Raw genomic sequence first — 23,079 nt, 5'->3', positions numbered from 1 at the left:
GGCGGACCACCACGCGTCACACGAACGTGTGAGCGGTTACGCCTGGACGCGGGAAGTCGCCCCGGACGAGTGGTAAGTGGACGCCTCGCTTCGGCGTGCCCACCCTCTGTGGGAGGCTGACCCGGTGTTCGGGTCTGAGCGTGCGTACGGGGGCTTCCGCGATGAGCGGTGACAGTCGGGACGATCAGCAGAGCGGCGGCGGGACCGAGACCGGGGAAGCGACTCCCCGTCAGGTGCCGAGCCAGGGCGGCCCGGGAGGGGCTTCCGGCGCGCCCGCCGGTCCGAGCGTTCCGCACCAGCGCGAGGCGAAGGCCGAGGAGCCGGAGGGCGTTCTGCCGCCTCCGCGCGATCTGCCGTCCTCCGACGCCGAGCTCGTCCAGCTCATGCGGGACGGCGACGACTCCGCGTACGAGGAGCTGTTCCGGCGCCACTCCGACGCCGTCCGGCGGTACGCCAAGACCTGCTGCCGGGACGCGCACACCGCCGACGACCTCACCGCCGAGGTGTTCGCCCGCACACTCCAGGCCGTACGGGGCGGGGCCGGGCCCGAACAGGCCGTGCGCGCCTACCTCATGACCACCGTCCGGCGGGTCGCCGCGAACTGGGCCAGGACCCAGAAGCGGGAACACCTCGTCGAGGACTTCGCCGTCTTCGCGGCCGAGGCCGCCCGCTCCTCCGAGGTGTCCGACCAGGACACGATGGACCTCGGCGCGGACGTCCGGGCCATGCACGAGGCCGAGCAGTCGCTCGCCATGCAGGCCTTCCGGTCGCTGCCCGAGCGCTGGCAGGCCGTGCTGTGGCACACGACCGTCGAGGAGGAGTCGCCCAGCGACGTCGCCCCGCTCTTCGGGCTGACCGCCAACGCCACGGCCGTGCTCGCCAGCCGGGCCCGTGAGGGCCTCAAGCAGGCCTACCTCCAGGCGCACGTCAGCCAGGCCCTCACCGCGGGCGGCGACTGTGCCCGGTACGCGGACCGGCTCGGCGCCTATGCGCGCGGCGGGCTGCGGATGCGCGCGGAACGCGGGCTGCGCAAGCACCTGGACGAGTGCGCCAAGTGCCGGCTCGCCGCCGGTGAACTGGCCCATGTCAACGCCGGGATCCCCGCGCTGCTGCCGGTCGCCGTCATCGGCTGGTTCGCCGCCGGGTACGCGCTCAAGGCCGCCGGAGTCGTCGCGGGCGGTGCCGTCGGCGCCGCCGGGGCGGGGGCCGCGGCCGCCGCTTCCGGGGCGTCCGGGGGGACGACCGGGGCGACCGGAGGTGCCGCCGGTGGGGCGGCCTCGGGGGGAGCGTCCTCCGGGGGGTCCGCCGCCGGGGGCGCCGTTTCCGAGGGGCTCGGGATGCCCGCGAAGGCGGGGATCGCGGCGGCCGTCGCCGTCGCGGCCGCCGCCGGACTCGTCTGGGCCATGGCCGGGGACCCGCAGCCCGTGGCCGCGCCCCAGCCGTCACCGTCGGCCGTCACCCCCGTCGTACCGTCCCCGGCCGCTCCCCCGCCGAAGCCCACGCCGAAGCCCGTACCGCCGCCCGCGGTCGTACCGGAGGAACCGGTCGAGACGGCCGAGCCGGTGAAGACCGCCAAGCCGGTGCAGACCGTCAAGCCGAAGCCCAAGCCCACGCCGACGCCGACGCCCAGTCCCGCCACGCCTTCGCCGAAGCCGAAGCCGACGCCCACCCCGGCGCCCAAGCCCAAGCCGACGCCGCCCCCCACGCCCGCTCCGAAGCCGACGCCGACGCCCACCCCCACGCCGAGCCCCGAGCCGTCCTCGTCCCGGCCGGCCCCGCCCGCGCCGCCCGCCGTCTACCAGCTCAACGAGCTGGACTACGGGATCAACGGCGACGGGACCAAACCCGAGGTCTCGCTCTCCGAGAGCAGCCCGATGTGGCAGCGCGACGGACTGGACATCGCCGGCACGTCGTACGCCCACGGGGTGAGCGTGCGCGCGCCCTCCTCGCTGCTCATCAACCTCAACCGGCAGTGCACGAGCTACCGGGCCGTCGTCGGCATCGACGACATGAGCGTGCTGCGCCACCAGGCCGGAGTCCGCTTCTCCGTGTACGGGGACGGGGTCCAGCTCTGGCGGTCCCAGGTGCTGCGGGCGGGCGATCCGGCGGTGCCGGTGTACGTCGACCTCACGGGCGTCTCCACGATCCGGCTCGTCGTGGAGCAGCACACGCCCTTCGGCCGGCTGGCCACGGCCGACTGGGCGCAGTCGGCGATCAGCTGCTCATAACCGGCTCCGCCAGGGCCAGGATCTCCTCGACGCCGAGGCCCTCGCCGGTGGCGCGGGCGGCCGCGACGGCCGGGGCACCGAGGGCGGCGACCGCCTTCGCCGTCACCGCTGCCGCCTCGCGCCGTTCGGGCACCGAGCGGGGCAGCTCGTGCCGCCAGGTGTCGACGGCGGCGAGGACGGTCACGGCGAGGGCGGGTTCGTCCGCCTCGGCCAGGGCGACCGCGACGCCTTCGGCGAGCACCGCGCGGACGAGGTCCGCGCTCTGGGCCTCCCAGGCGGCGCGGAGCGCGCCGGTCGCGGTGGCGACGGCGGCGGCTCCCGCGCCCTCGTACGCCTCCACGCGTGCGGCGAGTCCGGCGATCGCCGCCTCGAAGTGCGGCGGCGGCGTGCCCATCGCGATCGTCTGCCCCGCCCCCTCCAGCTGGACGCGGGCCTCGGGGATGTCGCCCGCGTCGAGGGCTATGGCGGCGCGCATGAAGCAGACGAACGTGCGGGTGTCCTGCACGTGGTACCGGTCGGCCTCGCGCTCGGCCGCGGCGAGGCCGCGTTCGGCGGCGGCCATGTCGCCTTCGCGGTAGGAGAGTTCGGCGAGGCGGGCCAGGAGGAAGGGGGTCTCGGCGTGGGCGCCGACCTCGCGGGCGAGACGGAGGGCCTCCTCGTACGCCGTCCCCGCCTCCTCGTGACGGCCCCGCATCACGGCGGCCTCAGCGGCGGCGCTCTCGATCTGCGCGCTCATCCAGCGGTCGCCGACGCGGCGGGAGAGGGCGCGGAGCTCGGCCAGGTCCTCGTCGATCCCGGCCAGCGCGTCGGAGCCGTCGGGCGCCAGGCCGGGGGTGTCGACCGCCATGTGCGTACGGAACATGAGGCTGATGCCGACCTCCCAGTCCCCTCCGTGGCGGCGGCAGTTGGCGATGGCGGTGTCCAGGAGGGCGCGCATCGCGCGCGGCTCCTCGGTGAAGTAGGCGGTGAACGGCCAGAGCAGGCCCGGGAAACGCGCGGCCTCCGGCCCCGGGTCCGTACCGAACGCGGCACGGACGCGGGCGACCAGGGCGGCGGTCTCGGGGTCCTCGCGGTAGTGGGCGGCGGTCAGGATGTCGACGGCGAGGAAGAAGTGCAGCATGCGCAGGTGCATGCGCGGCCAGAAGCGGGGGTCCGCGGGGTCCTCCGGGTCCTCGCCGATGGCGAGCACGCGGTCGGTCCAGGCCAGGCCCTCGGGGCGGTAGTTGCGCAGCCACCAGAACCAGCCCATGGCGAAGACGAGACGGTGGGCGGCGGCCTCGTCGGGCGCGGTGACGAGGACGCGGTGGAGGGCGGCGCGGATGTTGTCGAGGTCCCGCTCGATCCGGGCGATCCAGGGGAGCTGCTCGGTGCGGCGGAGCCGGGGCTCGGCCTCCTCGACCAGGGCCGTGAAGTGGGCGGTGTGGGCGGCGCCGGCGGCGGCGAGGAGCTCGGGGGTCTCGGCCGCGCGCTCCGACGCGTACTCGTGGATGGTTTCGAGGAGGCGGTAGCGCATGCCGCCCGGGCCGCCCTGTCCTGTGGACTCGTCGATGGGCGTGGCCACGACCAGGGACTTGTCCACCAGGGCGCCCAGGGTGTCGGCCGCGCCCGGGGCGAGGGCCTCGGCGGCGGCCAGGTCCCAGCCGCCGGCGAAGACGGAGACCTGGCGGAGCATCGTGCGCTCGGCCGGTTCGAGCAGGTCCCAGGACCAGTCGACGACCGCGCGGAGCGTCTGCTGGCGGGGCAGGACCGTGCGGGAGCCGGAGGTGAGGAGACGGAAGCGGTCGTCGAGACGGTCCGCGATCTGGCGCGGGGTGAGCAGCCGGAGACGGGCCGCGGCCAGCTCGATGGCGAGCGGGAGGCCGTCGAGGCGGCGGCAGATCTCGTCGATCGTCCCGACGGTGGCGGGGTCGGCGGCGGGGTCGAAGGAGGGGCGTACGGCGCGGGCGCGCTCGGCGAAGAGGCGGTGGGCCGGGTCCGGCGGGAGCGGCTCGACGGGGCGGACCGACTCGCCGGGGACGCCGAGGGGTTCGCGGCTGGTGGCGAGGATGCGGAGCGCCGGGCAGTGGGTGAGGAGCGTCTCGGCGAGGGCGGCCGCCGCGTCGATCACGTGCTCGCAGTTGTCGAGGACGAGGAGGAGGGGGCGGCGGGCGAGGTGCTCGACCAGGTGGGCGGTGGGGTCGTCCTTGAGGGGCAGGCCGTCGCGGCCCATCAGGTGGGTCTCGCGGAGCCGGAGCGCGGAGAGGACGGCGCCGGGGAGCGCTTCGGGGTCGTCGAGCGGGGCGAGTTCGGCGATCCAGGCGGCGGGGCCGACGGCGCGGAGCGCGGCGGCCTCGGCGAGGCGGGTCTTTCCGGAGCCGCCGGGGCCGGTGAGGGTGACGAGGCGGGAGCGGGCCAGGTCGTCCTGGAGGGCGGCGAGCTCGGGTTCCCTGCCGACGAAGGAGGTGAGGCGGGGGCGGATGTTGCCGAGCGGCGGGTCGGAGGATTCGGAGATGCCCAGGGCGGGGGGTTCGGTGGGGGTGGGTGCCGGTGTGGCTGCCAGGAGGTCGTGGTGGAGCGCCGTGAGTTCCGGGCCCGGGTCGGTGCCGAGGGCGTCCGCGAGGGTGCGGCGGGCCGACTCGTACGCGGCGAGGGCGTCGGCGGGACGGCCCTCGGCCCGCAGGGCGCGGATGAGGTGGGCGTGGAAGGTCTCGTCGTACGGGTACGTCGTCGTGAGCTCGGTCAGTTCCGGTACGAGTCCGTCGGTCGCGCCCCTGCGGAGGTCGGCCTCGACGCGGCGGCGGAGGGCGGCGAGGCGCTGGGCCTCGGGGCGGACGCCCGCCGGGTCGGGGAGGTCGGCGAGGGCGGGGCCCCGGAAGAGGGCGAGGGCCTCGCGGAGGAGGCGGGCGGCGGTGTCGGGGTCGTCGGTGTCGAGGCGGGCGCCCGCGTCCTGGGCGAGGCGCCGGAACGCGTACAGGTCGATGTCCTCGGGGGCGGCGACGAGCCGGTAGCCGGGGCCGGGGGTGGAGGCGACGGTCTCGGGGCCGAGGGTGCGGCGGAGGCGGCCGACGAGGGCCTGGAGGGCGGCGGGGGCGTCCTGCGGCGGGGCGTCCCCGTACACGTCGTCGGCGAGCTCGCTGACGGAGGCGGGCCGTCCGCCGCGCAGCGCGAGCGCGGCGAGGAGAGCGCGCAGGCGGGCGCCGCCGAGGGGGAGGGGGGTGCCGTCGGGACGAAGGGCCTCGGTGGTGCCGAGGATGAGATACCGCACCGGTTCATTGTGGACGGTGGGTGGGGCGGGCGCCTCGGGGTTTACCCGGGTCGGCCCCTGAGCCGTCGGCGTGCCGTCGTCGGGGCCACGTGTGTCCCCAGCCTGTGGACGGAGGCGCGTCCATGGCCGCGTCTGGCGCAGGGCTGAGCGCTGGCGCAGGGCTGAGCGCTATGCCGGCAGCGACCTCGACGGGGGGATCAGTGGGCCCTGGACCGCGCGGTGGGACCGGGGGTGGGCGGTGCTCGTCCAGCAGGAGCCTCGGCGGGCGATCAGGCGGCGGAGCCAGAGTTCGGTGGAGACGAGGTCGGCGAGGCCGTCCAGGGGGACCGGGGCGCCGTCGGCGGCCGCGCTGAGGGCTTCTCGGACGACGCGGGCCTCGATCAGGCCCGCGTCGGCGAGGAGGGGGGCCTCGAAGAGGGCGAGGAGGTGCGGGAGGGCGGCGCGCAGGCCCGCGCGGGCGGCCGTGGCCGAGAGGCTGTGGTGGGGGGCGCCCCAGCCGGGCGGGAGGTCGTGGACGCCCGCGCCGGACAGGACCGTGCGCAGGACGCCGGCACGGGCGTCCGGCTGGACCCGGAGCGATTCGGGGAGCTCGCGGCAGGCCCGTACCACCTGGTTGTCGAGGAAGGGGGCGTGCAGCCGCTGGCCGCGGATCTCCGCCGCCTGTTCCAGGACCCGGTGGTCGGCCGCCGCGCGCGCGAGGGCGGCACGCGCGCGTGCCTCGCCGGGGCGTTGCACGGAGGCCGGCAGGGTCGCCGCGCGGTTCAGGCGAACCGATACTTCGGCCAGCGCCTCGCCCGTCATCCAGCGCGCCGCCGGGCCCGGCCGCGACCAGGCGAGGGCGGACAGGGAGGCCTCCAGGGGGCCGAAGCCCTCCGGGGCCGCGCGGTTCGCCTCCAGGACCCGGCGCGCCGCCGCTTCGAGGCCGGTGCGGTACGAGGTACGGGCCAGCTTCCGCGCCGCCCGGTAGACGGTCAGCGGCACCAGGAGCGAACCCGCCGACGGGCCCGAGGCCTTGGCCAGCGCCGTGACCGGGCGGAGGAGCGAGCGGCGCCTGCGGTCCATCAACAGGTCGGCCAGGCGGGCCGGGTGGGCGTCCAGGACCTGCTTGGCGCCCATGCCCGTGAAGTGGTCGGCGCTGCCGCCCGCGAGACGCCTGCGGTGGCGTTCCGCCGTGACCAGCGCGGGGCCCGGCTCGTCGGTGAGCGGGCCGTCGAGCGCGGCGTACGGCAGGGCCTCCTCGCCCGCCGCCACGACCACGTGGTGCAGGCGGGGGTCGGCCGCGAGCTCCCTGGCCCGCTCCAGTTCCTTCTCGCGCTCCGCGCCCGACGGGGTCGCCAGGTCGTTGAAGGTGACGGCGAGCAGCCGCTCCCCCGCGCCCGTGCCGTGGCCGTGGAGCGTGCCCGGCACCCCGGGGAGGCCGGCCGCGAGGAGCGCGAGCGTGCCGGAGGCGCTGCCGCCCGAGAGGTCGGCGCCGATGCCGGGCGCGGGGCCGCCGCCGCGGGCCGCCCGCCGGTCCGCCGGGCCCATGCCGGGGACCGGGCCCGGGTCCGGCAGCGGGACCTCGGGCGCGTGCCGGGGGGCGGTGAGCCTGGCCCGTACCGCCTCGACCAGCGCGTCCCGTACGCCCTCGACGGCCTGCCGGGCGTCCGCCTCGGGCGCCGCCACCGCGAGCGAGGCGACCGTCTCGTACCCGGCGATCTCCCTCGACCCCTCCCGGAGGATCAGCGCGTGGCCGGGCGGGACCCGCCGCACGCCCTCGTACGGGGTGGAGTCGCGGAGCGCCTCCGGGGTCTCCGGGCAGGCGAGCAGGGCGCCCAGGTGGCCGATGTCGAGCTGGGCCTCGACGAGGTCGGCGAGCGGCAGGGCGGCGGTCGCGAAGGCGGTGCCGCCCGCCCACGGGGTGTGGAACACCGGGCGGGCGCCCGCGAGATCACCCGTGACGGTGATGCGGCGGCCGGACTTGACGACGACGGTGTAGCTGCCGGGCCACGCCGTCAGATGCCGCAGTGCGCCCCCGCGCGCGGTGAGCAGGCCGACGCGCAGTTCCTCGTCGCCCGCGGCGCAGCAGCCGAGGACCGCGAGACGGGTCTGGTCGTCGACGGACACGACGCGGATCTCGTCGGGGCGCCAGTCGCCGACCGCCCAGAGGGGGTCGGGGTCGCCCCAGAGGAGGTGGGCGCCCACGGGTTGGATCGTGCGGGCCTCGGCGGTGGGGGGGTGGGTGCGGGTGGCGGTCCGCTCGTAGGCCGTGTCGTGGGCCGTGTCGTAGACCGTTCCCGCGTGGGTGCCGAACGCCGGTGCCGTCGCGGAGTTCGGCGTCGCACTGCTCCAGCCCACCAGCCATCGCATCGGCGCCTCCACGTCCGTTTCGGTGGGAGACATGCTGCCACGACAACGGCGCACGGGGCGGGGTCCGGGTGCACGTGGGCGAAACCGAATGCGCCCCTGGCATGGGCCAGTTGGCGATCACCCGACGCGGGGAGACATTCGGCCGAAACTCGCCCCCCGGTCGAGGTTTCGACGGGCGCGCGAACAGAAGGGGAGGCGCCGGCCGCTCGCACGCGGCACGGCAGCCCGGGAGGCACTCCCGCCTCCCGGCGCCGTCCACCGCCCGCGGGGAATGGGGCGGCGGTTGCCCTCCGGCCCACTGGTCCGGGACACCACTCCCGGTCGAACGGGCCGACCCACGCACCACCCATGGAACCGCCGCGCCGCCCTCCCGGACGAGAGCGCACGGCCGGGCGCACGGCCACATGGGCGGAGCACGGGCCGGGCGCGCGGCCGCGCCCCGCGACTGTTCAGACAACAATCTCGCCATACGGAACACCGCCCCTTAACGGTGGGGATGCGGCGAACTACGCTGTGTTTACGAATGCCGCACGCCTATGCCCGGCGTCGTGGCAGCCGTCTGGGTGTCGTGTCGAGGGGTGGCGTCATGTCCAGGGAGCAACGCGGGCCGAACGAAAAGCTCGGCACGGTTCTCGCCCTCGCGGGAATCAGCAACGCCGGGCTCGCCCGGCGCGTCAACGACCTCGGTGCGCAACGGGGACTGACACTTCGTTACGACAAGACGTCGGTGGCCCGGTGGGTGGCGAAGGGCATGGTGCCGCAGGGCGCCGCCCCGCACCTGATCGCCGCCGCGATCGGGCAGAAGCTCGGCCGGCCCGTACCGCTGCACGAGATAGGCCTCGCGGACGCCGACCCGGCGCCCGAGGTGGGGCTCGCGTTCCCGCGCGACGTGGGCGAGGCGGTGCGGTCGGCGACCGACCTGTACCGGCTGGACCTCGCCGGGCGGCGGGCCGGGGGCGGCGGGATCTGGCAGTCGCTTGCCGGGTCGTTCGCGGTCAGCGCGTACGCGACGCCGACCTCCCGGTGGCTGATCACGCCGGCCGACCCCTCGGTGGAGCGGGACGTGTCCCGCGACGCGCCCCGGGGCGGGGGCCGGGCGGGCGCGGCCTCCGGCGGCGAGCTCGGGACGGAGCACGCGCGCGTGGGGCACAGCGACGTCGCCAAGCTCCGCGAGGCCGCCGAGGACGCGCGGCGCTGGGACTCCAAGTACGGCGGCGGCGACTGGCGTTCTTCGATGGTCCCCGAGTGCTTACGCGTGGACGCCGCGCCGCTGCTGCTCGGCTCGTACTCCGACGAGGTCGGCCGCGCGCTCTTCGGCGCGACCGCCGAGCTCACCCGCCTCGCCGGGTGGATGGCCTTCGACACCGGCCAGCAGGAAGCCGCCCAGCGCTACTACATCCAGGCCCTGCGGCTCGCCCGCGCCGCCGCGGACGTGCCCCTCGGCGGGTACGTCCTCGCGTCGATGTCGCTCCAGGCCACCTACCGCGGCTTCGCCGACGAGGGCGTCGACCTCGCGCAGGCCGCCCTCGAACGGAACCGGGGGCTCGCCACCGCGCGCACCATGTCCTTCTTCCGGCTCGTCGAGGCCCGCGCGCACGCCAAGGCGGGCGACGGGCCGGCCGCCGCGGGGGCGCTCAAGGCCGCCGAGGGGTGGCTGGAGCGGTCCCGGGAGGGCGACGCCGATCCGACGTGGCTGGGCTTCTACTCGTACGACCGGTTCTGCGCCGACGCCGCCGAGTGCTACCGGGACCTGAGGATGCCGGGCGAGGTGCGGCGCTTCACCGAGCAGGCGCTGTCGCGGCCGACGGAGGAGTTCGTCCGCTCGCACGGGCTGCGGCTGGTCGTCTCGGCCGTCGCCGAGCTGGAGTCGGGGAACCTGGACGCGGCCTGCGCGGCGGGGACGCTCGCGGTGGAGGTGGCGGGGCGGATCTCGTCGGCGCGGACGACCGAGTACGTACGGGACCTGCTGCACCGCCTGGAGCCGTACGGGCACGAGCCCCGGGTGGTGGAGCTGCGGGAGCTGGCCCGGCCGTTGCTCGTCGCGCCGGCGTGACGGGGGTCCGCGGGGCGTGGTCGGGTGGGGCCGCGCTCAAGGGTCGGGGGGCCGCGTGACCGGTGTGACCGGCGTGACACGCATCCCACGCTGTGGGCGTTTAGGGGCGTTGTCAGTGGGCCAGTGCACTATCAGGGGTGGGAGGTGGCGCTGGTGTTTGACTGTGACGTGCTGGTGATCGGCGGCGGGATCGTCGGTCTGTCGACGGCGTACGCCCTGACGCGCGCCCGTCCCGGCATCCGGGTCACGGTCCTGGAGAAGGAGCACGCGCTCGCGCGGCACCAGACCGGGCGCAACAGCGGGGTGATCCACAGCGGGATCTACTACCGGCCCGGCTCCCTCAAGGCGCGGTTCGCCACCGAGGGCGCGGCGGAGATGGTGAAGTTCTGCGCGGAGTGGGGCATCCCGCACGAGGTGACCGGGAAGCTCATCGTCGCCACCGGGCGGGACGAGCTGCCCCGCCTGCACGCGCTCGTCCAGCGCGGCAGGGAGAACGGGATCCCGGTGCGCGAGCTCGGGCCGGCGCAGATCAGCGAGTACGAGCCGCGGGTGCGCGGCCTCGCCGCGATCCACGTGGGCACGACCGGCATCTGCGACTACGGGGCCGTGTCCCGGCAGCTCGCCTCCTCGGCGGAGGAGGCCGGGGCGCGGATCATGTACGGGGCCGAGGTCGCCGCCGTCGACCGGAGACCCTTCGGGGTGGCGGTACGGACGGGCGACGGGCGGATCGTGCGGGGGAAGGTCCTCGTGAACTGCGCCGGCCTGTACTGCGACGAGGTCGCGCGGCTCGCCGGCGACGACCCCGGCATGCGGATCGTGCCCTTCCGCGGGGAGTACTACGAGCTGGCCGACCCCTCGCTCGTGCGGGGGCTGGTCTATCCCGTGCCGGATCCGGCGTTCCCGTTCCTCGGCGTGCACCTGACGCGGGGCATCGACGGCGGCGTCCACATCGGACCGAACGCGGTGCCGGCGCTCGCGCGGGAGGGGTACGGGTGGTCCGTCGTCCGGCCGCGTGAGCTGGGCGGCACACTGGCGTGGCCCGGTTCCTGGGCGATCGGGCGGGCGCACTGGCGGTACGGGGCCGGGGAGCTGCGGCGGTCGCTGTCGAAGCGGGCCTTCACGGACGCGGTGCGGCGGCTGCTGCCGGTGGTGGAGGAGTCGGATCTGGTGCGGGCCGCGGCGGGGGTGCGGGCGCAGGCGGTCCTGCGGGACGGCACGCTGGTGGACGACTTCCTGATCCGGGAGGCGGTCCGGACGGTGCACGTGCTGAACGCGCCGTCGCCCGCGGCGACGGCTTCCCTGCCGATCGGACGGGAGGTCGCGGGGAGGGCGCTCCGCATGCTGGACAAATAGGGCTTTTCTTCTGCCGGTAGAATCGACCGTTGTGTCTGAGCAGAGCGAGAACGCCTCCCCGCAGCCCCCCGCGGCCCCGCCCGCAGCGCCGCCCGCCGCCCGCCGCGGCAGCCGGATGTTCGCGCCCGGGGAGGGGCCCATGCCCGACCCCGCGGGGGCGCACCACGAGCGGCGGATCCGGAGCTTCCAGCCGCGCCGCAGCCGTGTCACGTACGGGCAGGCCGAGGCCATGCTCAAGCGGTGGCCCGACTGGGGGCTCGACATCGACGGGAAGAGCGTCCTCGACCTCGGCGAGATGTTCGACGGGCTCCCGGTCGTCCTGGAGATCGGCTTCGGCATGGGCGAGGCGACCGCGCAGATGGCCGCCGCCGACCCCGGCACCGGCATCCTCGCCGTCGACGTCCACACCCCCGGCCAGGGCAACCTGCTCGGTCTCGCCGACCGCAACGGCCTGACCAACGTCCGGGTCGCCAACGGCGACGCGATCATCCTGCTCCGCGAGATGCTCAGCACCGACTCCCTCGACGGGTGCCGGGTCTACTTCCCTGACCCGTGGCCCAAGGCCCGCCACCACAAGCGCCGGCTGATCCAGCCCGAGTTCCTCAGCCTGCTCGCCACCCGCCTCAAGCCCGGCGGCGTCCTGCACTGCGCCACCGACTGGGAGTCGTACGCCGAGCAGATGCTGGAGGTCCTCAGCGCGCACCCGGACTTCGAGAACACCCGCGCCGACGGCGGCTTCGCGCCCCGCCCCGACTTCCGGCCCGTCACCCGCTTCGAGGGCCAGGGGATCGACAAGGGGCACGTCGTGCACGACCTGCTCTTCCGGCGCGTCCCGCGCGACTGACAGAGATTCCGAACTCGCTCGTACGGTGTCGGTGGGGGTCGTTAGGGTCGGGAAGGTGTCGAACTCCGTCTCCACCCCTGCCATAGCCGTACCCGTGCCGCGGCGGGGCAGCGACGAGCACGAGCCCCCCTTCGTCGCGGCCGTCGCCGCCGACCGGTCCCAGTGGCGCTACCGGCCCCGCCGCGCCTTCTGGCGCAGCCGGGTCCTCCGGGCCGTCGCCGTGATCACGCTGCTCGCGCTCTGCGCCCTCGTGATCCTGGCGATGGTCCGCGAGCAGACCGGCACCGAGGGCTTCCTCGTCGGCCTGGGCCTCGCGGTGCTTCCCGTACCGCTGCTCACGGCCGCGTTCCGCTGGCTCGACCGGGTCGATCCGGGCCCCTGGAAGAACCTGCTCTTCGCCTTCGCGTGGGGTGCCTTCGCCGCCGCGCTCGTCGCGATCCTCGCGAACTCCTTCGCCGTCCGCTGGATCGCCACCGCCACCGCCGACCCCGACTCCGCCGACACCCTCGGCGCCACGGTCGTCGCGCCCGTCGTCGAGGAGACCGCGAAGGCCGCCGCGCTCCTGCTGCTCTTCCTGCTGCGCCGCCGGCACTTCGGCGGGCTCGTCGACGGGGTCGTCTTCGCCGGGTTCACCGCGACCGGCTTCGCCTTCACCGAGAACATCCTCTATCTCGGCAACGCCTTCGGCGAGGACCAGCTGGACGGGACGACCGGTCTCGGGGCCGTCACCGCCGCCACCTTCTTCGGGCGGATCGTGATGGCGCCGTTCGCCCACCCGCTCTTCACCGTGCTCACCGGCATCGGCTTCGGCCTCGCCGCGCTCGCCCCGCGCGGCAAGCGGCTCCGCCAGGTGCTGCTGCCGCTGGCCGGCCTTCTGCTCGCCATGGGCATGCACGCCGCCTGGAACGGCTCGGCCACCATCGGCGGCCCCTGGTTCTTCGTCGTCTACGTGGGCTTCATGGTGCCCGCCTTCGGGCTGCTGACCTGGCTCGCGGTGTGGAGCCGCCAGCGCGAGCTGCGCACCGTCGCCGGTGAGCTCCCGGCGTACGCGGCGGCCGGCTGGCTCTCCCCCGCCGAACCGCTCGCGCTCTCCTCGATGAACGCCCGCCAGATGGCCCGCGCCTTCGCCGCCCGGACGTACGGCCCTCCGGCGGCGCAGGCGGTCGGCGAGTACGAGTCCTTCGCGACGACCCTCGCGTTCCTCCGGAACCGGGCCCGGCGGGGCACGGCCGGGCTCTCCGACGCGGAGTTCACCGCCCGCGAGCAGGAGCTGCTCCACCACCTGTGGCAGCGCCGGGAGGTCGCCTCGCCCTCGCTCACGTACGCGGCACGGGCCACCGGGAAGGTGTGGGCGCCGCCGCAGTATCTCGACTACGGCGGCTACAACCCGTACAGGAGTTAGCCCCGGGTCCCGGTCAGGCGGAGGCCTTCGTCAGGAGGGCGAGCTCCGCTTCGGTGAGCGTCAGGTCCGCCGACGCCACCAGTGCCGGCAGCTGCTCGACCGTGCGCGCCGAGGCGATCGGGGCCGCGACCGTCGGCTGGGCCGCGAGCCAGGCCAGGGCGACCGTGGCGACCTCGGCCTCGTGCGCCGCCGCGACCTCGTCGAGCGCGGACAGCACGGCCTGGCCGCGGTCCGTGGCGAGGTGCTGGGCGGCGCCGTCGGCGCGGACGCTGTCGACCGTGGCGCCCGGGCGGTACTTGCCGGTGAGGAAGCCGGAGGCGAGACCGAAGTACGGCACGGAGGACAGTCCGGCCTCCGCGACGGTGTCGAGCAGCGGGCCCTCGTACGTCTCGCGCGACACGAGGTTGTAGTGCGGCTGGAGCGCCACGTACCGGGCGAGGCCCTCGGCCTCCGCGAAGTCGAGGGAGGCGCGCAGCCGCTCCGGGGAGATGTTGGAGGCGGCGACGGCCCGCACCTTGCCGTCCTTCACGAGCTGGTCGAGCGCGGTGACGATCTCCTCGACCGGGACCGTCTCGTCGTCGAAGTGCGTGTAGTAGAGGTCGATGTGGTCGGTGCCGAGGCGGCGGAGCGACTCCTCGACGGCGCCCTTGATCGTGGTGGCGGCGAGGCCCTTGTAGCGGGGGTGGGCGCCGACCTTGGTCGCGATGACGAGGTCGTCGCGGTTGCCGCGGGAGGCCAGCCAGCGGCCGATGACCGCCTCGGACTCGCCGCCCTCGTGGCCCTCGGCCCAGGAGGAGTACATGTCGGCGGTGTCGACGAAGTTGCCGCCGGCGGCGACGTACGCGTCGAGGACGGCGAAGGACTCGGCCTCGTCTGAGGTCCAGCCGAAGACGTTGCCGCCGAGGGCGAGCGGGAAGACGTGGAGGTCGGAAGCGCCCAGCGGGCGGAGAGTCGTCATGGTGTGATCAACTGCCCGCGCCGCCGGGGCTATTCCGTACGGGGAGAGGAGCCTCGGCTCAGATCGTCAGGCCCTTGGAGCGGAGCCAGGCCGCCGGGTCGATGCCGTCGCCGCCCGCCGTGTGGACCTCCATGTGGAGGTGGGCGCCGGTGACGTTGCCGGTGGCGCCGACGCGGCCGATCGTCTCGCCGGTGCCCACCGTCTGCCCCGCGCTGACCAGCATCGACGAGAGGTGGCAGTACCAGACCTCGGTGCCGTCCTCCAGCTCCAGGACGATCCGGTAGCCGTACGAGCCGGACCACGCGGCCGACTTCACGGTGGCCCCGTGGACCGCCTTCAGCGGCGTGCCCGTGGGCGCGGCGAAGTCGAGGCCGGTGTGGTAGCCGGAGGACCACATGGAGCCGGACTGCATGTAGGTGGCGGTGAGGCTGTACGAGGAGAGGGGCAGCGAGTAGCTGGCGGCGAGCTGCGCCAGGCGGGCGGCCTCCGCCTTCTCCGCCGCGATCCGCTCGGCCTCGGCCTTCTCGGCGGCGATCCGCTCGGCCTCCGCCTTGGCCTCCGCTTCGGCCTTGGCCTTGGCCTTGGCTTCCGCCTCCGCCTCGGCCGCCGCGGCTTCCGTCGCCGCCTTCTCGGCCGCGAGGCGCTCGGCCTCGGCCTTCTCGGCCGCGTCGGCCTCGGCCTGCTGCTGCTCGGCCTGCTGGAGGATGCGGGTGCGCAGGATCTCGCCCGCGTCGACGGTGCCGGCCGTGGGCTGCGCGGGCGGGGTGAAGGTGGCGGCGGTGGCGACGTTCGCGGTGGCCGCGCCGGCCCGGGCGGCCGTGTCGGCGTCCGAGGCGGGGCCGGCGGCGGTGCGCTCGGCGGCCGGGGTGACGTAGGTGGCGGCGGTGAGCGGGTTCGCGTTGCCGGTCGCGCCGGTGGAGTTCCCGGAGCCGTTCGAGCCGTTCGAGCCGCTCTTGCCCTGCTCGTCGTCGGCGAAGAACTCTCCGACGCCGGGGAGGTCCTCGGCTTCCGGGAGGTGCAGGTCCGGCAGGTCGGGGAGGGCTATCGAGACCGGGGGCTTGTCCTGCGCGGTGGCGAGGCCGCCCGCGCCGACGGCGGCGATCACGCCGACGCCGAGGACGGTGGAGGAGCGGGCGAAGTTGGAGCGCTGCTTGACGACGCGGTGCCGGCCGCCGGAGCGGCTCTCGGCGCGGAGGGATCCCTCGGTGGGGTTCCACTCGGTGTCCGGGGCGGCGGGACCCGCACCACCACCGAAGGCGTCGAAGGGGACTTCGGGTGCGGGAGTGTTGGACGCCACGGGGGCGCGCTCCTTTCCTTCCTTCTCGCCTACCGGGTTAGCTGACGGGTTCGGAGCAGGAAGGTCTCCTACGGGCCCGGTCGCACGGGTGCGTGTTCCGCACGGGTGCGAATGGGCTCGATTCACCCCAAGTGGTGGTTCCCCGGTTCCCTTTCGGGATTCGGCGCGTGCGCACGGTGCCGTCTCTTGCGACGGCTGGGACGACCGCGCTGCGTTATCGAACGTTAATAGACACGGGGTCCCGATTCCAAGCCGTTCCGGGTGATCGTTCATTGAATTAGTGGGGTATCGCCCGAGTTGACCCCCCTTCAGAAAGGGGATCCCCGCCCGGCTCCACACCTCCGCGATCTGACGGTATGTCAATTGTTATCGCAGTGACACCCTTCGACTACCCATGGTCACCGGGCGGGACCACCGGCATCGTCCGCCGCCGCTCCGGCTGCCCCGTCGCCGGGCGGCTCAGCGCGAGCAGCGCCATGTCGTCCGTCGACTCGCCGCCCGTGTGGAGCCGTACGTCGTCCACGAGCGCGTCGAGCAGCTCCTCCGGCCCCGGGAAGATCCGCCCCGCGAGCCGCCGCGCCGGGTCGTAGAAGACGCCCTCCGCGTTCCGCGCCTCCGAGAGCCCGTCCGTGTAGAAGAGGAGCGTCGCGCCCCGGGGGTACGGGTGCTCCTCGGACCGGTCCGGCCAGGCCGCCAGTTCGCCCATGCCGAGCGGCAGCGCCGGCTCCGCCGGATCCAGGACGTCCAGGCTCCCGTCCACGTACAGGAGCAGCGGCGGCGGATGGCCACGGTTGACGATGCGTACGGTCGCACCCTCTCCCGACGGGCCCTCCGTCTTCGGGATCTCGGCGAGGACCGCCGTCGTGAACCCCTCGAAGGCGTCGAGCCCGTCCCTCCGGGTGCCCTCGCGGGTCAGCGCCCGCTCCAGCCGGAGCGCGACGCCCTCCAGGCTCCGTTCCTGCTCGGCCGCCTCGCGGAACGCGCCGATGACGACGGCCACGGCCTCGACCGCGTCCATGCCCTTGCCCCGGACGTCACCGACGACGAGCCGCACCCCGTGCGGGGTGTCCTGGACGGCGAACAGGTCGCCGCCGATGAACGCGTCCGCCTGCGCCGCCTCGTACCGGGCCGCGCACTGGAGCCCGCCGATCCGCTCGGCGGGCGCGGGGAGCACCGCCTTCTGCGCGGTCTCCGCGATGACCCGCGCGGACGCGAGCCGTTCGCCGCTGAGGCGCACGACCCGGTTGATGAGCATCGCGAGCGCCGAGACGGTGAGGACCGTCAGGGTCTCGGTCAGCGAGGGGATCTCGTCGGCGGTGCCGTTGTAGAGGTGCAGGCCGACGGAGGCGAGGACGGCGGCGATGCCGGTGAGCAGGGTCGTGAGCGTCGAGAAGAAGGGCGCGGCGATCAGCGGGGCGGCGGAGAAGAGCGGGGCGGCGGTGTACGTGGGCGGGGTCATCACGTCGAAGACGACCCCGCCCACGATGATCAGCGGGGGCAGCGCGCGGAGGAAGCGCCGGGCGCCGCCGTACGGGCGGCCGTCCTTGCCGCCGTCCGTACGGAGCCAACCGCCGCCCGCCGGTCCTTGGGGGTGCCCCACCTGTGCTCTCCTGCCCGGTGTCGTACCGCGTCCTCCCAGGGTGGCCGCCGCCGCACCCGGCGGCGACCTCCGCGCGGCCGACTGGGCGTACTACCCGGCGAGCCGCGCGTCCCGGGGGCGTCCGTCCCCGAGGCGCCCGCCCCGGGCGAGGAGCGCCAGCGCCCCCGCGCACCCCAGGCCGACCGCGCACAGCGCGAGCCACGGCGCCGCGGACCAGCCGGTGACGTCGAGCAGCGCGCCCGTCCCCAGGTTCCCGAGGGTGATGCCGATCCCGCAGACCGTGTTGTAGAGCCCGTAATGGGTGGCCACCCAGCGGCCCCGGGCGAGGGCGACGACCGTGTCCATCTCGTACGGGTAGAGCACCGCGTTCGCCACGGCCAGGACCGCCGCGCACAGCAGCAGCCCCACCGCGCCCCGCCCCAGCGCCGCCGGGACGAGGAACGCCCCGCCCATCAGGGCGAGCCCGAGGACGAGACACCGCTCGCGGCTCAGCCGGCGGCGGCACCAGGCCGTGATCCGCAGCTGGCCGGCGAGCGCGACCAGCGCGGAGACGACGAAGAGGGCGGTGGTGAGCCAGACGCCACCGCCGGCCGTGTCCCCGGCGGCGAGCGGCAGCGCCAGGTAGACCTGGAAGGACAGGACGTACGAGCCGGTCATCGCGAGCGAGAACAGCCAGAAGGTGCGGTGGGAGAGGACCGTACGGAACTGCCCCCGCCCGTCCGGCGCCGACCGCGGCTCAGGGGCGCTCCGCACGGGCATGAACCGCAGCTGTACGAGGGTGAGCCCGGCGAACAGCACCGCCGCGACCAGACACGTCAGCCGGAACGACACCCCTGTCAGGGCGACCCCGACGAGCGGCCCGAGCAGAATGCCCGCCTGGTAGTAGGCGTTGAAGAGGGCGAAGGCCTCCACCCGGCGCTCCTCCCCCGCCTCCGCCGCGAGGCAGGCCCGTACCGCCGGGTTGAAGAGCGCCCCCGCGAGCCCGGTCGCGAGGGAGGCGGCGATCAGCGTCGGCAGCGACTGCGCGAAGGCGAGGGCCCCGAAGCCGACGGTCCGCAGGGCGCAGCCCGCGACGATGAGCGGCTTGAAGCCGAAGCGGTCGGCGAGCGCGCCGCCCACCAGGAACATGCCCTGCTGGGAGAGGTTGCGGGCGCCGAGGACGAGCCCGACCGCCCAGGCCGCCATGCCGAGCCCGTCCGCGAGGTGCGCGGCCAGGTAGGGCATGAGCATGTAGAAGCCGAGGTTGATGGTCAGCTGGTTGAGGAAGAGCAGCCGCACGGCGGGGTCGAAGGAGCGGGTCTGCTTCCAGATGCCGCCCTTGGGCGGAGTACGCCCCTGAGTGGTCGTCGTGGTCACGTGGTCCGCTCCGAGACCGCGCGCTCCGACGGCTTGCGCTCCAGGACCTTCCGCGTCCACGCCTCGACCGGCGCCCCCGGCTCGTACGCCTCCGGGTCCTCCCGTACGGGACCGTCGAGGAGCCCGTGCGCCGCGCAGTACTCGTCGTTGAAGACGGTGTCGAAGTACCGCTGCGGCCCGTCGGGGAAGACGGCCGCGATCCGCGTCCCGCGCGGCCGGGTCCTGGCCAGCCACCCGGCGACCAGCGCGACCGCGCCCACGCTCCAGCCGCCGGTCGCGAACTGCCGCGAGGCCAGGCGGCGGGCCGCCCGTACCGCCTCCGCCGGGGCCACCCAGTGGACCTCGTCGAAAGCGCCGTGGTCCACGTTGGCCGGGTGGATCGAGGAGCCGAGACCGCGCATCAGCCGCTCCCCCGCCGGCAGGCCGAAGACCGTGGAGCGTACGGAGTCCACGCCGACGAGCTCCAGGGCGGGGCTGCCGCCGGCGCGCAGCGCGCGGGAGATCCCGGCGGAGTGGCCGCCGGTGCCGACGGCGCAGACGAGGACGTCGATCCGGCCGAGCTGGTCGGAGAGTTCGGCGGCGAGCCCGGCGTAGGCGTCGCAGTTGTCGGGGTTCCCGTACTGGTTGGGCCACCAGGACCCGTCGAGGCTCAGGAGCAGTTCGGTGACGCGGTCCATCCGGGCCTGCTGCCAGCCCCCCTGGGGGTGGGGGTCGGCGACGACGTGGACCCGGGCGCCGTGGGCGACGAGCATCCGCTCGACGATCGGTTCGAGGCCCGGGTCGGTGACGACGTGCACGGGGTGGCCGTGGAGGACGCCCGCGAGGGCGAGGCCGAGACCGAGGGTCCCGGAGGTCGACTCGACGATCGGCGCGCCGGGCCGCAGCTCCCCGCGCCGACGGGCCTGTTCGACCATGTGGAGGGCGGCGCGGTCCTTGATGCCGCCGAAGTTGAAGCCTTCGAGCTTGGCCCAGTAGCCGTCGTCCGTCCACAGGACGGGGGTGTTGCCGACGGTCTGCACGGCGATGGGCAGGGTGTTGCCGAGGAGCAGCTTGCTCATGGTGATACGTCCTTGGGAGGGCGCCGGAGGAACAGGTCGCGCGCGGCGGGAGAACGTCCCGCCCGGGACCCGGCTCAGTTCCGGTCCACCCCGAGGGCGATGAGCAGTCGGCCCGGCTCGGGGCCGGGGCCCGCCCGTCCCCGGACGCAGCGCGCGCGGGGGTCGGTACGGAGGTCCGCCGCGTACGACGGGGGTACGGCTCCGCCGGCGTCGGGCGCGGCGCCCTGCGGGGAGGCGGTCTGCGCGGTCAGCGCGGGGAGGTGCGCGTCGTAGGACCCGGTGTCCTCGGGGCTGCCGCAGCCGTGCGGGAACGCGGGAGCCGGGGCGACGGCGACGGCGACAGTCGTGATGGTGGTCGCGGTGGGCACGGTGGGTGCGGTGGGTGCGGTGGCCGCGGTCGTAGTGGTGCCCGTGACGGGCAGCGTGTGCCCGTGCGAGCCGTGGCAGACGCTCACGACGAGGGCGAGGAGCGCGAGCAGGACGAGCACGGCGGGCGCCCGCCGGCTCATTCTCATGTCACTCACGCGTCGGTCACTCACAGTGCGGGCGACGCTACGGTGGGGCGGGAGGCGCCCGCAAAGAGGCGGCCCCGGTTTCGGCCACCGTTTACTTCGGGCAGCGGAGCCCGACAGGGGCGGACAAGCCCTAGAGGTTCCGCTCCGCGTAGACCGCCATGGCGTCCCTGACCAGGAGCGCGGTGCCCTCGCCGTGCTTGTCGTAGTTCGCGGTGAAGCGCGGGTCGTCGACGTACATCTGGCCGAGCCCGATCACGTACTCCTTCGTCGGCGTCACCGTCGTCGACAGCCAGGCGATCTGGCGGCGCGCGATCGCCTGCACCTCGTCGCTGCCGGCCGCGAGGCCGTCCCGCGCGGCCTGCCCGAAGTCGCGGGCGATCCCGGCCTGCTCGTCCATGAACGCCTTCTTCCCCGAGGCGTCGAGCGAGCGCCACCAGCGGTCGCCCTTCTCGTACGCCTCGCGGCCCCAGCGCTCGGTGACCTCACCCTCGTACCGCGTGTGGTCGAAACCGTCGAACACGTCCTCGGCCATGAGCTCTTCTCCGTTCTCGGTCTTGTGGAGAGTGGTCCGCACGGACGCGATCTGGCGTCCGATGCGTTCGCGTTCCTGTTCCAGGAGGGCGAGGTGGGTCCGCAGGGCGGCGGACGTGTCGCGCTGCCCCGCGAGGACCTCGGCGATGGCGGGCAGCGAGAGCCCCAGCTCCCGCAGCAGCAGGATGCGCTGGAGGCGTACGAGCCCCGCCTCGTCGTAGTACCGGTAACCGTTCGCGCCGATCCGGCTCGGTTCCAGCAGTCCGCGCTCGCCGTAGTGGCGGAGGGTGCGGCTGGTGGTGCCGGCCTTCTTGGCGATCTCCTGGATCGACCACTCCATGACGAAAACGGTAGATCTTGACGTCGCGTCAAGGTCAAGCGCCGCGCGAGTGCCTCGGGGAACGACGAAGGCCCGGATCGTTTTCACGATCCGGGCCTTCGTTGCTACTGAGTAGCGGGGACAGGATTTGAACCTGCGACCTCTGGGTTATGAGCCCAGCGAGCTACCGAGCTGCTCCACCCCGCGTCGGTAAACACGACTCTACGCCATGGGTGGGGCGATCACGAAATCCATTCCTGTCCGGCCCTCGCCGGGCGCGTTCAGCAGCCGCAGTCGTCCGAGTCGACCGGCGCCGTCAGCGGGTCCGCCGCCTTCTCCGCCGGGCCCTCCCAGGTCTCGTACGCGAAGCCCTCGCGGACCCAGTACTCGAAGCCGCCGAGCATCTCCTTCACCTGGAAGCCCAGCTCGGCGAGGGCCAGCGCGGAGCGCGTGGCGCCGTTGCAGCCGGGGCCCCAGCAGTAGGTGACGACGGGGACGGACCGGTCGAGGAGCTGCTCGGCCTGCTCGGCGATCAGCGCGGTCGGCAGGTGGATCGCGCCGGGGATGTGGCCCTGGTCCCAGGAGGCGGTGGAGCGGGAGTCGATGACGACGAAGCCGGGGTCCGTGCCCTCGGCGGTCGCGGTGGCGAGCGCGGAGGCCACGTCGGAGACGTCGGCGTGGAAGGCGAGGCTGGCGGAGAAGTACGCGACGGCGGCGGCGGGCGAGGCCGGCGCGGTGCGGAGTACGGGGTTGACCTGCGGCGTTGTCGTCGTCATGGCCATAAATCTACGGACGACGATCATCGGGACGAAGTGAGGAACCACGGCAGACGAGGGCGTCGGCCGGGGAATCCCGGGCGTTCCCGCCGCGCGAGCGGGGATCTCACGTATCGGGACCGTCGCCACCCCTTTCCTCCCCGCACAGGCCCCGTGCAGGCCCCGCGCAGGCCCCGCGCAGGCGATGATCACAACTGATCATTTCGGACACGAAGAAGAACGGGGACGCGTGGAGATGGACAGCGACAGCGACGACAAAGAACAGCTCGCCCGGCGGTTCGAGGCCGACCGGGGGCACCTGAGGGCCGTGGCCTACCGGATGCTGGGCTCCGTGAGCGAGGCCGAGGACGCCGTCCAGGAGACCTGGTTCAAGCTGAGCCGCGCCGACGTCTCCGCCGTCGGGAACCTGAGCGGCTGGCTGACCACGGTCGTCGGCCGCGTCTGCCTCGACATGCTGCGCTCCCGGGGCTCGCGGCGCGAGGACCCGCTGGAGTACTACGTCCCGGACCCGGTCGTCCGCGCCGCGGAGGGCACCGACCCGGAGCACGCCGCCGAGCTCACCGAGTCCGTCGGGCTCGCGCTCCTCGTCGTCCTGGAGACCCTCTCGCCGGCCGAGCGGCTCGCGTTCGTGCTCCACGACATGTTCGCCGTCTCCTTCGACGAGATCGCGCGGATCGTGGACCGCACCCCGGCCGCCACCCGCCAGCTCGCCAGCCGGGCCCGGCGGCGGGTGCAGGACGCGTCCCCCGCCGCCGGTCCCGACGCGCGGCGGCAGCGCGAGATCGCGGACGCCTTCCTCGCCGCCGCGAACGGCGGGGACTTCGGGGGGCTGCTCGCCGTCCTCGACCCCGACGTCGTCCTCCGGGCGGACGGCGGCACGCTCCTCGCCGCCGCGTCCAAGCTGGTCAGGGGCGCCGAGGCGGTCGTCGCGCAGGCGCTCACGTACGCGCGGTTCAAGCAGGCGTCGCTGCCGGTCGTGGCCAACGGCGCGCCCGCGTTCGTGGCGGTCGTCGACGGCCGCGCGGCCGTCCTCATGTCGTTCACGATCGCCGCCGATCCCGTCGCAGGGGACCGGATCGTCGAGCTCCAGATCCTGGCGGACCCGGAGCGGCTCGCCGCGCTCGGCCTGACGGAGGAGGAGCTGGCGCGGGCGGTGTGACGGGAGGGCGCCGCAGCGCGTGCGAGAGGGGGTCATT

Annotated in this window: 16 protein-coding genes, 1 tRNA gene and 1 riboswitch; of the genes, 6 read left to right on the top strand and 11 right to left on the bottom strand. The window is 74.6% G+C overall.

Features of this window, described 5'->3' with window-relative positions; translation table 11 throughout:
- The first annotated feature begins 161 nt into the window (after positions 1 to 161).
- A complete protein-coding gene (locus tag ACFC0Z_RS21715; RefSeq protein WP_376440267.1) occupies positions 162 to 2,228 on the top strand; it encodes a sigma-70 family RNA polymerase sigma factor in 2,067 nt (688 codons plus the stop codon).
- Here ACFC0Z_RS21715 and ACFC0Z_RS21710 read toward each other — a convergent pair.
- Positions 2,215 to 5,472: a BTAD domain-containing putative transcriptional regulator gene (locus tag ACFC0Z_RS21710; protein WP_376440264.1), complete on the bottom strand. Its 3,258-nt coding sequence runs from the start codon at positions 5,470 to 5,472 to the stop codon at positions 2,215 to 2,217. The two genes, ACFC0Z_RS21715 and ACFC0Z_RS21710, sit on opposite strands and share 14 nt — an antisense overlap.
- A gap of 168 nt (positions 5,473 to 5,640) precedes the next feature.
- Entirely contained in the window at positions 5,641 to 7,821 is a 2,181-nt protein-coding gene (locus ACFC0Z_RS21705; RefSeq protein ID WP_376440337.1) for an asparagine synthase-related protein, read from the bottom strand.
- A gap of 586 nt (positions 7,822 to 8,407) precedes the next feature.
- On the opposite strand from ACFC0Z_RS21705, the gene ACFC0Z_RS21700 reads away from it, so the two are divergent.
- The 4 genes from ACFC0Z_RS21700 to ACFC0Z_RS21685 all read left to right on the top strand — a co-directional run bounded on the left by ACFC0Z_RS21700 (position 8,408) and on the right by ACFC0Z_RS21685 (position 13,473).
- The gene (locus tag ACFC0Z_RS21700; protein WP_376440262.1) at positions 8,408 to 9,874 is read left to right on the top strand and encodes an MFS transporter; all 1,467 of its coding nucleotides are present in this window, start codon (positions 8,408 to 8,410) and stop codon (positions 9,872 to 9,874) included.
- Positions 9,875 to 10,027: 153 nt separating this feature from the next.
- A complete protein-coding gene (gene lhgO / locus ACFC0Z_RS21695; protein WP_376440259.1) occupies positions 10,028 to 11,227 on the top strand; it encodes an L-2-hydroxyglutarate oxidase in 1,200 nt (399 codons plus the stop codon).
- A 115-nt stretch (positions 11,228 to 11,342) separates the two neighbouring features.
- Positions 11,343 to 12,071 (top strand): tRNA (guanosine(46)-N7)-methyltransferase TrmB, encoded by a 729-nt coding sequence (gene trmB / locus ACFC0Z_RS21690; protein ID WP_376440334.1) that lies wholly within the window; start codon positions 11,343 to 11,345, stop codon positions 12,069 to 12,071.
- A gap of 55 nt (positions 12,072 to 12,126) precedes the next feature.
- Positions 12,127 to 13,473: a PrsW family intramembrane metalloprotease gene (locus ACFC0Z_RS21685; protein WP_376440256.1), complete on the top strand. Its 1,347-nt coding sequence runs from the start codon at positions 12,127 to 12,129 to the stop codon at positions 13,471 to 13,473.
- A gap of 13 nt (positions 13,474 to 13,486) precedes the next feature.
- Here the strand turns inward: ACFC0Z_RS21685 and ACFC0Z_RS21680 are convergent, their stop codons facing one another.
- The 9 genes from ACFC0Z_RS21680 to ACFC0Z_RS21640 all read right to left on the bottom strand — a co-directional run bounded on the left by ACFC0Z_RS21680 (position 13,487) and on the right by ACFC0Z_RS21640 (position 21,883).
- Entirely contained in the window at positions 13,487 to 14,431 is a 945-nt protein-coding gene (locus tag ACFC0Z_RS21680) for an aldo/keto reductase (RefSeq protein WP_376440254.1), read from the bottom strand.
- Between the two features lie 58 nt (positions 14,432 to 14,489).
- A complete protein-coding gene (locus ACFC0Z_RS21675; protein ID WP_376440251.1) occupies positions 14,490 to 15,728 on the bottom strand; it encodes a M23 family metallopeptidase in 1,239 nt (412 codons plus the stop codon).
- Between the two features lie 11 nt (positions 15,729 to 15,739).
- Positions 15,740 to 15,904: riboswitch (cyclic di-AMP (ydaO/yuaA leader) on the bottom strand.
- A gap of 212 nt (positions 15,905 to 16,116) precedes the next feature.
- Positions 16,117 to 17,328 (bottom strand): PP2C family protein-serine/threonine phosphatase, encoded by a 1,212-nt coding sequence (locus ACFC0Z_RS21670; RefSeq protein WP_376440249.1) that lies wholly within the window; start codon positions 17,326 to 17,328, stop codon positions 16,117 to 16,119.
- Positions 17,329 to 17,418: 90 nt separating this feature from the next.
- Positions 17,419 to 18,684 carry an MDR family MFS transporter gene (locus ACFC0Z_RS21665; RefSeq protein ID WP_376440246.1) on the bottom strand — a complete coding sequence of 422 codons (1,266 nt, stop codon included), beginning with the start codon at positions 18,682 to 18,684 and terminating at the stop codon, positions 17,419 to 17,421.
- On the bottom strand, positions 18,681 to 19,742 hold the full coding sequence (locus ACFC0Z_RS21660) for a PLP-dependent cysteine synthase family protein (protein ID WP_376440244.1): 1,062 nt from the start codon (positions 19,740 to 19,742) through the stop codon (positions 18,681 to 18,683). Before ACFC0Z_RS21660 ends, ACFC0Z_RS21665 begins: the two co-directional genes overlap by 4 nt.
- Positions 19,743 to 19,816: 74 nt before the next feature.
- Positions 19,817 to 20,266, bottom strand: a complete 450-nt coding sequence (locus tag ACFC0Z_RS21655; protein ID WP_376440242.1) for a hypothetical protein — start codon at positions 20,264 to 20,266, stop codon at positions 19,817 to 19,819.
- 121 nt (positions 20,267 to 20,387) lie between these two features.
- The gene (locus tag ACFC0Z_RS21650) at positions 20,388 to 21,128 is read right to left on the bottom strand and encodes a MerR family transcriptional regulator (protein WP_376440240.1); all 741 of its coding nucleotides are present in this window, start codon (positions 21,126 to 21,128) and stop codon (positions 20,388 to 20,390) included.
- A gap of 112 nt (positions 21,129 to 21,240) precedes the next feature.
- Positions 21,241 to 21,314: transfer RNA gene (locus ACFC0Z_RS21645), tRNA-Met, on the bottom strand.
- A gap of 74 nt (positions 21,315 to 21,388) precedes the next feature.
- Positions 21,389 to 21,883, bottom strand: coding sequence for a rhodanese-like domain-containing protein (locus ACFC0Z_RS21640; protein ID WP_376440237.1), 495 nt, complete (start codon positions 21,881 to 21,883; stop codon positions 21,389 to 21,391).
- 235 nt (positions 21,884 to 22,118) lie between these two features.
- Here ACFC0Z_RS21640 and ACFC0Z_RS21635 point away from each other — a divergent pair, with 235 nt between their 5' ends.
- Positions 22,119 to 23,042: a sigma-70 family RNA polymerase sigma factor gene (locus ACFC0Z_RS21635; protein ID WP_376440235.1), complete on the top strand. Its 924-nt coding sequence runs from the start codon at positions 22,119 to 22,121 to the stop codon at positions 23,040 to 23,042.
- Positions 23,043 to 23,079: the final 37 nt, after the last annotated feature.

Source organism: Streptomyces sp. NPDC056144 (assembly GCF_042264145.1).
GTDB lineage: Bacteria > Actinomycetota > Actinomycetes > Streptomycetales > Streptomycetaceae > Streptomyces.
The sequence above is the reverse complement of the archived record's forward strand: the minus strand, read 5'-3'. Positions and strand labels throughout refer to the sequence as shown.